The following is a 12,631-nucleotide window of genomic DNA, read 5'->3' on the forward strand; positions in this document are numbered from 1 at the left end:
TTCAGCTCGTCAAAGTAACTAACTAAAAAGCCAGTCAGCTACCACAACAAAAAATTAAACATCGGTGTCCACTCGACCGTAGAAAATGCCCCGGACTTTAACATCAAGGGGTTCTTTAGCACCCAAATCAGTGTCAGAGGGTTGCTCGCTTTCAAAAATACCGGCAATTTCCCCAGTGGAACCATCAACCTGGGTCACCTGCAAGGAAAGGGTTCCTTTACCCAAGGGGGTTTCCTTCTTGTTGGTACGGAATTTATCCGCCGCTGAAGGCAGAGCTACCGCATTGTCATAACCAGTGTATAGACCCCGGGCTTTGGGATCCAAGAAACCAGCCCCCCGGTAGGAAGGCACATTGAAATCCCCAACAAAATCGGTGGAACTATTGATGGAAGTAAAGCCAGGCTCCGTAGTGCCAGTAAAATTTTTCACCGTGAAAAAGAAGGGTACTTCTTCACCACCGGGAAGTAATACCGTAATCGGCTGGAAGTCAATGCCATCTTTTTCTTTAAAAGTCAACGTTCCATCAGCACCCACTGCAATGCTGCCGCGGATCTGTTCTAGGCTAGTGGTTTGACGGGTCAGAACCTTACCTTTAACGTACTCAGCCTTTTGGCGCTTATTAACGGGCTCTTCCTTAACAAAATACTCCTGGGGCTCCATACAGAAGTCAGAAACAAAATACTTAGTATTCGGTTCCACCTCAATGGTTCCTCTGGTGAAGGAAGAAATTTCAGGGCAAACGTTAGCTAGACCCGTATTTACAATGTCATCGTAGGTAAGCTGGCTCTTATCAACCGCAAAGGCACTGCCGCTATATAAAAACGTTAGTAGTCCAAAGCAGACTGAAAGCAAAGCCACAATAGACGGACGAAACCTCATGGTTTAACCTCGCTTAAGTCAATCTCAAATTTTTTGTCTTTTTCAGGCCTTGTCCGGCTCCAGACTTACACGGATGCAACCCTAGGGATTATGGACAAAATAGGCATATTTTAACGAGATCCACTCTACCAAACTTTCGTTACCTTACCAGCCATATGGCCGGAAGGGGCATTTCCCCAACAGGTCAGAGCAAGGCTTTGGCCACAAACCACTATCATTTGGGTTGGTGTTTGTTTGCGAACAGCCCATCTGCCTAACTGAGCTTTATTTGGAATCAATGGAATCGATCAACCAAAAATTATGTCTAACTCCCGAGTTAGAAGCCCTCATGACCACCACCGAAGCCCTGGCGGAAGATTACCAGGACGACCATGACCGTTTGCTACAGCTCCTAAGGGTTCTGGAATCTCTGCACCGTCACATTCGCATCGACTATTTTGAACCGGCCTTGCCCAATACCCGTCGGGGTCTATATGGCCTACTAAGGGATATCGAAGAAAGTGGCGGCTGGCCATACATTGAGCGGGGTAAGCTGAGTCATTTCATCAAGAATTTGCAGGAAAGCCTGGAGCAGGAGGTGGAGTCCCTGGGGGAATTAGATTAGGACCATAACTATTCTCCCAAAAAGCAACGGCCGTGTGGGGAAAGGCTGAAAGGCTTATAGATTGACGAAACTGGGGTGCTAGGATTCGAACCTAGGAATGGCGGGACCAAAACCCGCTGCCTTACCGCTTGGCTACACCCCATTGATTAACCTTTGTTATTCTACCAGCACCATTCCAAGTTCTGTCAAGCTCCCCTGAAAAATTTGCATCCGGGTCGGGAACAGGGATTTTGGCCGGGAGCCACAGGGTTAAGCACATCGCCCATTAATGAGCACTGTCACAGTGATTGGAGTTGACAAAAGGCAACGGTCATTAAAAATAAAGGAAAGAAAAAACTGTCTGCCTCCCAGAATCACGGGGAGACAGGGCCCTACCAAGACAAGCAAATTGATCAGCTAAAAAGTACCCAGGGGAAAACCGGAACCTGTTTGTTTGGGTTCCCCCGAAGAACTGCGTTGCCAATCATTTTCTTCTTTGATCTGGCTACTACGGTCATTGATACTGAGGGGAGGGGTATTGGTAGTGTTAATTTCCAATAGGGTTTGGGAATTAGTCCCCATATTTTGTTGGGGGAACCAATCTTCCACTTGACGTTCCTGGAGGCCATCGAGGTCGTTGATATTGCCCGTGGCCGGTAAGTCTTCTGGGAAAGGTTCCACTGGGTTATAGGATTGGGCTGTAACGGTAGTGGGGGTCCCGAGCACAAAAGCGGTGCCGGCAAGCAGAACTAATTTCCATGGGGAATAATGGTATTTCATTGGTTTGGCCTCTGGTCTGGCAATGGTTGCTAGGCGATCGCCTGTTGAAATTAACAAACTGTCGCCCTTCCACTGACCATGGTAACGATGTTTTTTACTTCCCTGACCAAACCAAGGAAAATTTGGCGGGGGGCAGAAATGCCAATACAATTTAGCTTGGTCTTCCCTGCTCCTAATTTGTCTCTTCCATGGTCTTGCTTTCCCTCAATAATTATCAATCCCACCAACGTTTAACTGTTAATCCCCCTGCCCAAGGGGTTGCTTTGACTGGCCGCCTACGGGTACCGGGGGATAAGTCTATTTCCCATCGGGCTTTGATGTTGGGGGCGATCGCCACTGGGGAAACGACCATCGAGGGACTACTGTTGGGGGAAGATCCCCGTAGTACGGCCCATTGTTTTCGGGCCATGGGAGCAGAAATCAGCGAACTGAATGCAGAAAAAATCATCGTTCAGGGTCGGGGTCTGGGACAGTTACAGGAACCCAGTACCGTTTTGGATGCCGGTAACTCTGGCACCACCATGCGTTTAATGCTGGGCTTGCTAGCGGGGCAAAAAGATTGTTTATTCACCGTCACCGGCGATGATTCCCTCCGGCAAAGACCGATGTCCCGGGTAATTCAACCCCTGCAACAAATGGGGGCAAAAATTTGGGCCCGGAGTAACGGTAAGTTTGCTCCCTTGGCAGTCCAGGGTAGCCAATTAAAACCGATCCATTACCATTCCCCCATTGCTTCAGCCCAGGTAAAGTCCTGCCTCTTACTAGCGGGGTTAACCACCGAGGGGGACACCACGGTTACAGAACCAGCTCTATCCCGGGATCATAGCGAACGCATGTTGCAGGCCTTTGGAGCCAAATTAACCATTGATCCAGCAACCCATAGCGTCACCGTCCATGGCCCGGCCCATTTAACGGGGCAACCGGTGGTGGTGCCAGGGGACATCAGCTCGGCGGCCTTTTGGTTAGTGGCGGCATCTATTTTGCCTGGATCAGAATTGTTGGTGGAAAATGTAGGCATTAACCCCACCAGGACAGGGGTGTTGGAAGTGTTGGCCCAGATGGGGGCGGACATTACCCCGGAGAATGAACGATTGGTAACGGGGGAACCGGTAGCAGATCTGCGGGTTAGGGCAAGCCATCTCCAGGGTTGCACCTTCGGCGGCGAAATTATTCCCCGACTGATTGATGAAATTCCCATTTTGGCAGTGGCGGCGGCCTTTGCAGAGGGCACTACCCGCATTGAAGATGCCGCAGAATTGAGGGTCAAAGAGAGCGATCGCCTAGCGGCCATTGCTTCGGAGCTTGGCAAAATGGGGGCGAAAATTACCGAGTTTGACGATGGCTTAGAAATCCAGGGGGGAATCCCATTACAAGGGGCAGAAGTGGATAGTTTGACGGATCACCGCATTGCCATGGCCTTGGCGATCGCCGCTTTGGGTAGTGGGGGGCAAACAATTATTAACCGGGCGGAAGCGGCCGCTATTTCCTATCCAGAATTTTTTACCACGCTGGGGGAAGTGGCCCAAGGATAAAGTTAGAAAGACTCCTGGGCGGATTGTAAATGTTTTACCAACGTAGTTTGGGGTAAAGGTCCCAGTAAATGTTGCCAGGGTAATTTATCCGCAATTGACCAATCGGCATGGACCGTATCCGTTAAGCTGGGTAACTGGCCTTTTAATTCCTTAAAAGCTCGCTTAAAACTGCCCAAAGTATCTCCGTAATGGCGGGTGAGTAAAAGCAGTGGGGCCAAACGGCGATCGCCACGGGAAATTAAAGCCTGCATCACCGACCAGTTATAACTTTCGGGACGGAAATCAACACCCAGGGGCCGCAGTTTTTTTTGCAAAAATTGTAGTCGCTGTTTGGCTTCCGGGTTGACCCCATACCATTGGAATGGAGTGTGGGCCTTGGGGACAAAGGTGCTACAGCCAAAGGTGAGACGTAAACCGGGGGCGACTTTTTTGACCTGTTTCAACAAATCTACCGTTGTCTCCACATCTGACCTTGTTTCCCCTGGTACGCCGACCATGCCATAAAACTTCAATCCCTGTAATCCCCCCGCCTGGGCCTGTTGAGCGGCGGTGAGAATTTCCTCGTTAGTCAGTTTTTTATTGATAATTTGCCGGAGTTTTTCCGAACCGCTTTCAATGGCAATGGTGAGGGATTTAGTGCCCCGTTTAGCTAAGGTTTGGGCCAATTTTTCGTCCACTGTGTTGGTACGCACTGAAGCAATGCTGAGTCGCACATGGTCAAATTCTGGTTTTCCCAGGTAATCCAACAACTCGTTAAATTCCGGATGTTGGGTTACGGAAGCTCCTAACAATCCCAGGCGATCGCTCACTTGCAATCCCCGTTCAATGGCGGGCAGTAGGGATTTTTCCGTATCCGCTGGTCGAAAAGGTAACGTCAGGTAACTAGCTAGGCAAAAGCGACACATTTCCGGGCAACTGCGTACCACTTCCACCATGAAAATATTTTCCCATGCGGCCTTTTCCGTCACCACTGTCGAGGAAGACAGAACATTACCCCGGTAGGTTTGCTTACTAACTTGGGCGGGAATGGCGATGGTACTGGGTTGGATGTGACTAATTTTACCTTCAGCGGCTTCATAACCGATTTCGTACAAACTGGGCACATAAATGCCGGGAATTTGGGCTAGTTTTTCCAGTTTTTCATCCCTAGAACAAGACCGCACCCCTTGGTAACCATCAATAAATTCCGGCAGTAGATTTTCCCCGTCCCCCAACAAAATTAGGTCAAAAAAGTCTGCAAAAGGTTCTGGATTAGCGGTCAGCACCGGGCCGCCACCGAATATCAAAGGATCTTCAGCACCCCGCTCCTTCGCCAGCAGGGGAATTTGCAATTGCTCCAACAGGGTCAAAATATTGCTGTAGTCCAACTCCCAGGAAAAGGAAAAGCCCACCAATTCTGGCGATCGGGGTAACGTTTCTTGGGCGTCGGTGAAAAGACGACTAACCTGCACATCGGAGCGTTGGGCTAAGGTTGACCAAATTACTTGATACCCCAAACTGGTAATGCCCACACTGTAGATGTTGGGAAAGGCAAAAATTAACGGCACCGCATCGGCTTGGGGAGACGCAGGGGTAAACAGCAGCCTTTCGGCCTGGGCTTGGTGCATAAAGTCAGAATACTTAGTTAAATCAATGGAAGATCAAACGGATCAACAATAAAACAACGGCGATCGCCAGGGAGTTGGGGTTAATGGTAAATTTCCAAATGCAACACATAATGACCCAAACATTGCTGGGCTGCCCAGAGTTCATATTCCACCCGCAAAAATTCCGGTAAGGGAGACCCCTGCATGGTAATGTCCCTAGTGTAATTCCGTAACTGGAAGGAGTCGCTCAGATGTCTTTCCTGTTCATTGAGCCAATAGCGGCTAATGCCATAAACTCCCTGTTCCCAAAAATGACGGTAGGAAAATTGACTATTACCCTGGCGAGTCAGCACAATGCGTCGGGGAGACAGTTCTAACCACAATAGTTGGGAGGAGGGTAATACCTGTCGATCGCCGTCGGGAACTTGCTCCTGTTCTTGGTGGAGTAGGAGGTGAAAGCGATGCAAATCCTTTTGGTAGAGGGTAGCAGCGGTCTCCAGGGTGGAAAGAATGGGCAAATCGGTGGAAATGAGCGATAGGCAAACCGGACGACGGTGGTGGGTCAACATAAAAACTTGACGGGTGAGGAAAAGCAAATCAGGCTATCTATCCAGGGGATGACAAACAGGATTCTGTTTCAGCATAACGGTCAACATTGGCCCCCTGCCATAGGGCCCTGGGAGCAAATTGGCCCCAAGCTGGGAACCGGCCTAAGAATTTAGTAATTTTTTTAGCAAGGGGCTTGTGTAAAAGATCTTTTAGTTGCTATGATGTTGAATCGTTGAGTCAATCCTCGGTAGCTCAGTGGTAGAGCGGTCGGCTGTTAACCGATTGGTCGTAGGTTCGAATCCTACCCGGGGAGTTCTAAAACTCGGATGTTTTTTGCGGTTAGAAATCAGGGGAATCTGTTTATTTTCCCCGTGTTTTTGTATGTATTTTTTTAACTGTTTTTTGCAGTTTTTACATTTAGGCGTTGCCGTAGTGGTCGCCATCGGTTAATTCCAGCGTGTCTCCGATCGCCGTACCGGTGTGATAGGCCGCCAATAGGACAGGGCAGGTTTTTCCCCAGGCAATATGTCCTTGATGATCCAAGGCGATCGCCCCCAGGTCAGTGTTATTTTCCAAAGCTTCCGTGATGGATTTTGCCATGGCTTGAGCTAAATTTTGGCCATCTTTAACTCGGATTACCACCTTGGCGGCCAAACATTCATTGATAATGTCTTCCCCTACTCCAGTGCAACTAACCCCAGCAAAACGGGTGGCATAGTTCCCCGCCGGCATCGCCGAATCACTCACCCGACCAATGCGCTCTAGCCCTTTGCCCCCAGTGGAAGTACCGGCCGCAATTTTGCCGTTAGCATCCAACGCTACTACGCCGATGGTGCCTTTTCTGGCTTCAATGCCCGCGGTGGGATCAGCAATTAGCCGAGCCATTTTTTTGCGCACATCTTCCCCCCGTTCCTCCATCCATTCCTGAATGCGAAAATCCGTGGCGGGATCGTAAATGGGCAGTTGCATTTCCCTGGCTAAATCCGCCGCCCCATAATCGGACACAATCCGGTCTGTTTGCCCCTGCAAAAATTGGGCCATCTGGATCGGATTTTTAATGCGGGAAACGTTAATTACCCCACTAAAATTCTGGCGATCGCCGTCCATCAAAGAAGCACTCATGCGAACTTGTCCATCGGACTGGAGCACCGAACCAGTACCAGCGTTAAAACGAGGCTCATTTTCCAATAATTCACAACCTTGTACCACCGCATCCATGGCACTGCCCCCCGCTGTTAGGGTTTCATACACTGCCGCCACAATTTGATGTAGGGATTGGCGCACAGTGGCCAAGCCCCCCTTATCGTCGAGGGAACTGGCACCACCATGGATGATTAACTTGGGGGTCATAGAATTTCAGGTAAGGGTGTGGGTGAAGAGTGGATCGGCATTAACGGATTGTAGATGGCAGACAAAACCGTTAGCAGTTATGGGCCGGAGTCAAAAAGATATATTTAACTTTCTAACTAAATATCCAAACGGCTGTAAATTTCCGCCAGGTTAGTTAAATGTTGTTGGGGATCAAAGCACTGGTCAATTTCTTCGGTAGAAAGTAGGGCCGTTACCTGGGCATCGGCTCGGACTAGCTCTTCAAAATTGCCCCCTTCCGTGTTCCAGGCTTGGTGGGCGGAACCCTGCACCACTCGGTAGGCATCTTCTCGATTCATGCCTTTTTCCACTAGGGCAAGCAGAACTTTTTGGCTGAAAATTACCCCGCCGTAAACGTTCATATTGCGTTTCATATTTTCGGGATAGACCAACAGATTTTTCACCAAATCCGTGGTTTCCTTCAACATAAAATGGGTGAGAATACAGCAGTCGGGAAAAGCAACCCGCTCCACAGAACTGTGGGAAATATCCCGTTCATGCCAGAGAGCTACATTTTCCAACGCCGCCACTGCATGGCCTCGGACCAAGCGGGCCATTCCCGTTAACCTTTCTGAACGGATGGGGTTGCGTTTGTGGGGCATAGCGGAAGAACCCTTTTGGCCCTTGGAAAAATATTCCTCCACTTCCAATACATCGGTGCGTTGCAGATTGCGAATTTCCACCGCAAACCGTTCCAAAGAGGCAGCCAGCAAAGCCAACTGTTGCACGTATTCCGCATGGCGATCTCGGGAAATGACCTGGGTGGAAGCCGTATCCGGTTCTAGACCTAATTTCTGACAGGCGATCGCCTCCACTTTGGGGTCAATGTTGGCATAGGTGCCCACGGCGCCGGAAATTTTACCCACGGCAATGGATTGGGCTACCCGCACCAGGCGATCGCGGTTTCTCAATACTTCCGCCAACCAACCAGCGAGTTTAAACCCGAATGTGATGGGTTCGGCATGGATACCATGGGAACGGCCCACCATGACGGTGTAACGATGCTGTTGAGCTTGGTAACGGATGGCCTGAATTAGTTTTTCCAACTGTTCCAAAATCAGGTCTAGGCTCGCCACCAATTGCAACGCCAGAGCGGTGTCCAGTACGTCGGAGCTTGTTAGTCCCAGGTGAATATAACGCCCCGCATCCCCCACATATTCATTAACGTTGGTTAAAAAGGCGATGACATCGTGACGCACTTCCGCCTCAATTTCCAGCACTCGTTGGGGATCGAACTTAGCTTTGGCCTTGATTTCGTCCACCGCTGCCTGGGGAATATAACCCAACTCCGCCTGGGCTTCACAAACGGCGATTTCCACGTCTAGCCAGGTTTGTAGCTTGTAGGTATCCGTCCAAATTTTGCCCATTTCAGGCAGGGTATAACGTTCGATCACAGGACCAGTTCTCCAAATAACCGCTTAATTTTACTATTTGGCGGCAACCATCGTCAGATACTGGCATTCCAACTGCCAAGGCAATGGCGTTTTCCAGGTTTTTTGTAATATGGAAGATATTGCATTTATGCCACCCAGAGCAGGGTCTGTCCCCATGACCATCACCAGTTCTGCGCCGATCCCTACCCAAGACCAAACCCTTGTGCTGCCCGGTCACCACAGTTGGGAGGCTTTTAAAGCTATTCAAGCGGTCATGGAACAACAGCCAGGGCTACGCATTACCTATCTAGATGGAGTAATTGAGTTCATGACCCTGGGGGAGTACCACGAATCAATTAGAAGTATGATTGCCATTTTGTTGGGTATCTACTTTTGGCAACGGGAAATTGAATTTATTCCGGTGGGCAGTGCCACCCGGGAATCGAAGGGAGAATCTGTTTCCTTTGAACCCGATGAATCTTACTATCTTGGTGAGAAAAAGGCCCATCCCGACTTGGCCATTGAAGTCAATATCAGCAGTGGCAGTGCCAAAAAACTGGAAAAATATCAACGACTTGGCATTGGTGAAGTCTGGATGTGGCAAGACAAAAAGTTTTCTATCTACTCTCTAGATGGCGATCATTACCAAATCATTTCCAAAAGCCAACTGCTTCCAGATTTGGATATTACCCTGCTAGAAGAGTGCGTACTGATGTCTTCTGCTTTAGAAGCGATGCAAAGGTTTACCAGTCAACAAAAATAGGCGGCGATCGCCTGATTTTAATGTGATCTAAACCTAATCTTTTAGGCAGATTCTCTTCACTCTAGAGGGCCGTTCACCAAGCCATTGAAGCCATAGATTTCCCGACTGCCAGCATAGGCCACTAAGTTAACGGTTTTTTCGTCCCCTGGCTCAAAGCGCACCGCCGTTCCCGCTGGAATATCCAACCGCATGCCCTTGGCTAAATCCCGGTCAAATTGCAGAGCGGCATTGACTTCGTAGAAATGGTAATGGGAACCCACTTGAATAGGGCGATCGCCAGTGTTGGCCACATTAATGGTGCAGGTGGAGCGGCCTACGTTTAGTTCTATGTCACCTTCGGGGGTAATGATTTCGCCAGGAATCATAGTTGCCATATGGTTAGTTGAGCTATGGGTATTAGTCGATTGGCTTAGGGCTGCCAAGCAAAAAACAAGATACCCCCCAACAGTAACCCCAAAAATAGATCCGTGGCCATGGCGTAGTTTTCTTTAGCATTCCGTTCGGGTTGTAAAAGATGGTTAATCCCCGCCAAAAGGTAAAAAATTCCCCCGGCCAGAGCGGCCCCCAGCACCCACGCGTTGACGAAGATACTCCCCAAAGCCACACTGGCGATCGCCAAATTGCCGATGCCCAACTCTTTGACCAAAATCAGAGAGTCTTGACTTTGAACACCTAGAATTTTCTCGGCAGTGAAACTTGGTTTAGTGATTTGCACCACCCCAGCTAAAAATAGCCTCACCCCCACGCCCCAAAACACAAACCAGCGGGCCAGCACATCCACCAAAGCTTGGCTATTGCCGGAAGTGGTCCACTCCAAAGCAATAGAAAGTAGGGGAAAAACTAAAATTACCAGAGTTACAAGTAGAAAGTACATAATAGTTCTGGGAAATGCAGTCAAAAACCTCAAATATTCAGCTAAATTAAGAAATTAGCGGATTCTTACTTGGCAATTTAAGCTTCAGTGGCGTTTTTTCGCACTGCTTTGAACATACCGAAGCGACAAAGTCCCGCCCCAAAGGCAAGGCGCATCAATAAAATAGTCGGTACTTCCCGCACGGATTTGATAAACCCAGCAATGCCGTATTGTAACCAGCCCTGGGGCCGGATAATGCCCTGCCAAATGGTATCCAACCAAGCGGGGAGGGTCGGTACAGTCCAATCAGCAGTGGTCACCTGGCCCTCCACCAAACCCGTGGCTTCCAAATTTTCCGCAAAACCTTCAATGCTGGCAAAGGCAGGGTGGGACCATTGATCCAACAGTTGCCGCATCACTGGTTTTTCCCAGAAGTTGAGGGGCACTTGGCGATCGTCCCGTTGATTCCAATCCGCCACCACCAGAATGCCCCCTGGTTTCACTACCCGCAGTAATTCTTTTGCAAATAAAGCTTTATCGGGCATGTGGGGCCCCGCTTCCACCGACCAAACTACGTCGAAACTAGCGTCGGTAAAGGACAAAGCCATGGCATCATCCACGGCAAACTTGGCCGTCACATCGGGAGGAGTTAATTCCGTCGCCCGTTTCACCTGTTGGGGACTAATGGTGATGCCGGTAACGTTAAAACCATAATCTTTGGCGAGAATGCGACTGCTACCACCAATGCCGCAACCCACATCCAATACCGTTGTGCCGGGGGGAAGTGTATCTAATCCGCCCCACTGGGCCATGGCATGGACAAAATCAATTTTCGATTGGATGAAATCCTTCGCCACTGAAGGCTCACCATAATGGCCGAGGTGAATATGGTCGCCCCAGTAGTATTCCAAAATGCCGTCTTCCGTCCATTGGTCGTAGGCGTTGGCCACGGAATCCGATGATTGATAGCCCCGGGCAGTTAGGAGATACAGTCCAGCGGCGATCGCCAGGAAGAGGGAAATTAGTCCAGCGGGCAGAAGCAAATACTCGGGCATGGAATAGTTAAAACAGCAGGGAAAATTAAGTATTAATCTTGTTTAGGGTAACAAAGTTGGGCAGGGCCATGAATCGCTTCCAATCCATCATTGGTCAAGACCAAGCCATTGCCTTACTACAACAGGCGATCGCCCAGGAACGCATTGCTCCGGCCTATTTGCTGGTGGGGCCAGAGGGGGTGGGCAAAAGTTTAGCCGCCAAGGCCTTTGGGGAAACCTTACTAATGGGCTTGGACACTAAAACCGATCGCCAGGAACGTTTTTTTGCCGGGAATCATCCCGATTTATTGAAAATAGAACCCACTTTTCAACACCAGGGCAAACTACTAACCGCCAGCGAAGCAGACCAGGCTGGACTTAAACGACGGGCGGCTCCATTAATCCGAGTGGAACAGGTGCGGGAAATCAACCGTTTCCTCAGTCGTCCCCCGTTGGAAGCAGAAAGGGCTGTGATTCTGATCGAGGAAGCCCAAGCCATGAATGAAGGGGCCGCCAATGCCTTGCTCAAAACCTTGGAAGAACCAGGAAGGGCTACTTTGATCCTTTTGGCCCCCAGCGTTGATGTCCTGTTGCCCACCATTGTTTCCCGCTGTCAGCGCATCCCCTTTTATCGTTTAGGGGAAGGTGATATGACCAAAATTTTGCAGAGGTTGGCCCGCCAGGAAATCCTCCACCACCCCGAACTGTTGGCGATCGCCCAGGGGAGTCCCGGTCTGTTATTTCAAGCTTGGGAGCAAATGCAGAGCATTCCGGCGGAACTGCGGCAAAAGTTAATGCAACCACCAACTAGTCCTCTAGCAGCCTTTGATTTGGCCAAGATGGTGGATGGCAACTTGGATAACAGTGCCCAACTCTGGTTAGTGGACTATCTCCAGTATCACTATTGGCATGGCCACCACCAACGGCCATGGTTAGAAATTCTGGAAAAAGCTCGTAAATACCTGGCCGCCTACGTTCAGCCCCGGCTAGTGTGGGAAACGACTTTCCTCGCCCTTTATCGTTTAGAAAACTCTGGCGATCGCCGATAATTCCTCAATAACTAGCCCCAAGATTGTTCTTGCTGAACGGTTCCAATGCTAAGCCTCCCTGACAATGGGGACAAAACGGGCGCAAAAGGGGCTTAGTCGGACAAAACGGTATCCTATGCTACATAATTTTTTCTTAACCTACTCGTAGTATGGGGTCTTATTTGTTTCCGGCGGATTTACCCTGGAAGTCCCCTGCCTTGTTGACCAAAATAAACTGCGGATAAAAACTTTTTAAGAGCACTGTTTCCGCCCAATAAACTCCTCCCCACCAGCCAACAAGCA

At 49.6% G+C, this 12,631-nt stretch carries 14 protein-coding genes and 2 tRNA genes; 6 read left to right on the plus strand and 10 right to left on the minus strand.

The window, feature by feature from the left end; all coding sequences use genetic code 11:
* Nucleotides 1–54 precede the first annotated feature (54 nt).
* Complete coding sequence (locus BWK47_RS09545) at nt 55–879, minus strand: photosystem II manganese-stabilizing polypeptide (RefSeq protein WP_010873097.1); 825 nt, start codon at nt 877–879, stop codon at nt 55–57.
* Between the two features lie 277 nt (nt 880–1,156).
* On the opposite strand from BWK47_RS09545, the gene BWK47_RS09550 reads away from it, so the two are divergent.
* Nucleotides 1,157–1,483 (plus strand): hypothetical protein, encoded by a 327-nt coding sequence (locus BWK47_RS09550; protein WP_199303490.1) that lies wholly within the window; start codon nt 1,157–1,159, stop codon nt 1,481–1,483.
* Nucleotides 1,484–1,553: 70 nt separating this feature from the next.
* Here the strand turns inward: BWK47_RS09550 and BWK47_RS09555 are convergent.
* Both BWK47_RS09555 and BWK47_RS09560 read right to left on the minus strand, forming a co-directional pair.
* Nucleotides 1,554–1,625 (minus strand) — tRNA-Gln (locus BWK47_RS09555).
* A 254-nt stretch (nt 1,626–1,879) separates the two neighbouring features.
* Nucleotides 1,880–2,242 carry a hypothetical protein gene (locus BWK47_RS09560; protein ID WP_010873099.1) on the minus strand — a complete coding sequence of 121 codons (363 nt, stop codon included), beginning with the start codon at nt 2,240–2,242 and terminating at the stop codon, nt 1,880–1,882.
* Between BWK47_RS09560 and BWK47_RS16890 the strand changes: the two genes are divergently transcribed.
* Together BWK47_RS16890 and aroA are read left to right on the plus strand one after the other, a co-directional pair.
* A complete protein-coding gene (locus tag BWK47_RS16890; protein WP_204250401.1) occupies nt 2,242–2,397 on the plus strand; it encodes a hypothetical protein in 156 nt (51 codons plus the stop codon). The two genes, BWK47_RS09560 and BWK47_RS16890, sit on opposite strands and share 1 nt — an antisense overlap.
* A gap of 33 nt (nt 2,398–2,430) precedes the next feature.
* A complete protein-coding gene (aroA, locus tag BWK47_RS09565) occupies nt 2,431–3,774 on the plus strand; it encodes a 3-phosphoshikimate 1-carboxyvinyltransferase (RefSeq protein ID WP_162328463.1) in 1,344 nt (447 codons plus the stop codon).
* A 2-nt stretch (nt 3,775–3,776) separates the two neighbouring features.
* On the opposite strand, the gene BWK47_RS09570 is transcribed toward aroA, so the two are convergent.
* Together BWK47_RS09570 and BWK47_RS09575 are read right to left on the minus strand one after the other, a co-directional pair.
* The gene (locus BWK47_RS09570; protein WP_162328464.1) at nt 3,777–5,381 is read right to left on the minus strand and encodes a B12-binding domain-containing radical SAM protein; all 1,605 of its coding nucleotides are present in this window, start codon (nt 5,379–5,381) and stop codon (nt 3,777–3,779) included.
* A gap of 80 nt (nt 5,382–5,461) precedes the next feature.
* Entirely contained in the window at nt 5,462–5,929 is a 468-nt protein-coding gene (locus BWK47_RS09575; protein ID WP_162329665.1) for a hypothetical protein, read from the minus strand.
* 221 nt (nt 5,930–6,150) lie between these two features.
* Here BWK47_RS09575 and BWK47_RS09580 point away from each other — a divergent pair.
* Nucleotides 6,151–6,222: transfer RNA gene (locus BWK47_RS09580), tRNA-Asn, on the plus strand.
* Nucleotides 6,223–6,326: 104 nt separating this feature from the next.
* On the opposite strand, the gene BWK47_RS09585 is transcribed toward BWK47_RS09580, so the two are convergent.
* Together BWK47_RS09585 and purB are read right to left on the minus strand one after the other, a co-directional pair.
* Entirely contained in the window at nt 6,327–7,259 is a 933-nt protein-coding gene (locus BWK47_RS09585) for an isoaspartyl peptidase/L-asparaginase (protein WP_162328465.1), read from the minus strand.
* A gap of 116 nt (nt 7,260–7,375) precedes the next feature.
* The gene (gene purB / locus BWK47_RS09590) at nt 7,376–8,671 is read right to left on the minus strand and encodes an adenylosuccinate lyase (protein ID WP_162328466.1); all 1,296 of its coding nucleotides are present in this window, start codon (nt 8,669–8,671) and stop codon (nt 7,376–7,378) included.
* Between the two features lie 109 nt (nt 8,672–8,780).
* Between purB and BWK47_RS09595 the strand changes: the two genes are divergently transcribed.
* A complete protein-coding gene (locus tag BWK47_RS09595) occupies nt 8,781–9,413 on the plus strand; it encodes a Uma2 family endonuclease (protein WP_162328467.1) in 633 nt (210 codons plus the stop codon).
* Nucleotides 9,414–9,469: 56 nt separating this feature from the next.
* Here the strand turns inward: BWK47_RS09595 and ureB are convergent, their stop codons facing one another.
* The 3 genes from ureB to BWK47_RS09610 all read right to left on the minus strand — a co-directional run bounded on the left by ureB (nt 9,470) and on the right by BWK47_RS09610 (nt 11,321).
* Nucleotides 9,470–9,787: an urease subunit beta gene (gene ureB / locus BWK47_RS09600; RefSeq protein ID WP_237269580.1), complete on the minus strand. Its 318-nt coding sequence runs from the start codon at nt 9,785–9,787 to the stop codon at nt 9,470–9,472.
* A 35-nt stretch (nt 9,788–9,822) separates the two neighbouring features.
* Nucleotides 9,823–10,287: a DUF6790 family protein gene (locus BWK47_RS09605; RefSeq protein ID WP_162328468.1), complete on the minus strand. Its 465-nt coding sequence runs from the start codon at nt 10,285–10,287 to the stop codon at nt 9,823–9,825.
* Nucleotides 10,288–10,364: 77 nt separating this feature from the next.
* Nucleotides 10,365–11,321 carry a 2-methyl-6-phytyl-1,4-hydroquinone methyltransferase gene (locus tag BWK47_RS09610; RefSeq protein WP_162328469.1) on the minus strand — a complete coding sequence of 319 codons (957 nt, stop codon included), beginning with the start codon at nt 11,319–11,321 and terminating at the stop codon, nt 10,365–10,367.
* Nucleotides 11,322–11,389: 68 nt separating this feature from the next.
* Here BWK47_RS09610 and BWK47_RS09615 point away from each other — a divergent pair, with 68 nt between their 5' ends.
* A complete protein-coding gene (locus tag BWK47_RS09615; protein WP_162328470.1) occupies nt 11,390–12,349 on the plus strand; it encodes a DNA polymerase III subunit delta' in 960 nt (319 codons plus the stop codon).
* The last annotated feature ends 282 nt before the right edge of the window (nt 12,350–12,631 follow it).

Origin of the sequence: Synechocystis sp. CACIAM 05 (genome assembly GCF_010222815.1) — a bacterium.
Classification (GTDB): Bacteria; Cyanobacteriota; Cyanobacteriia; order Cyanobacteriales; family Microcystaceae; genus Synechocystis.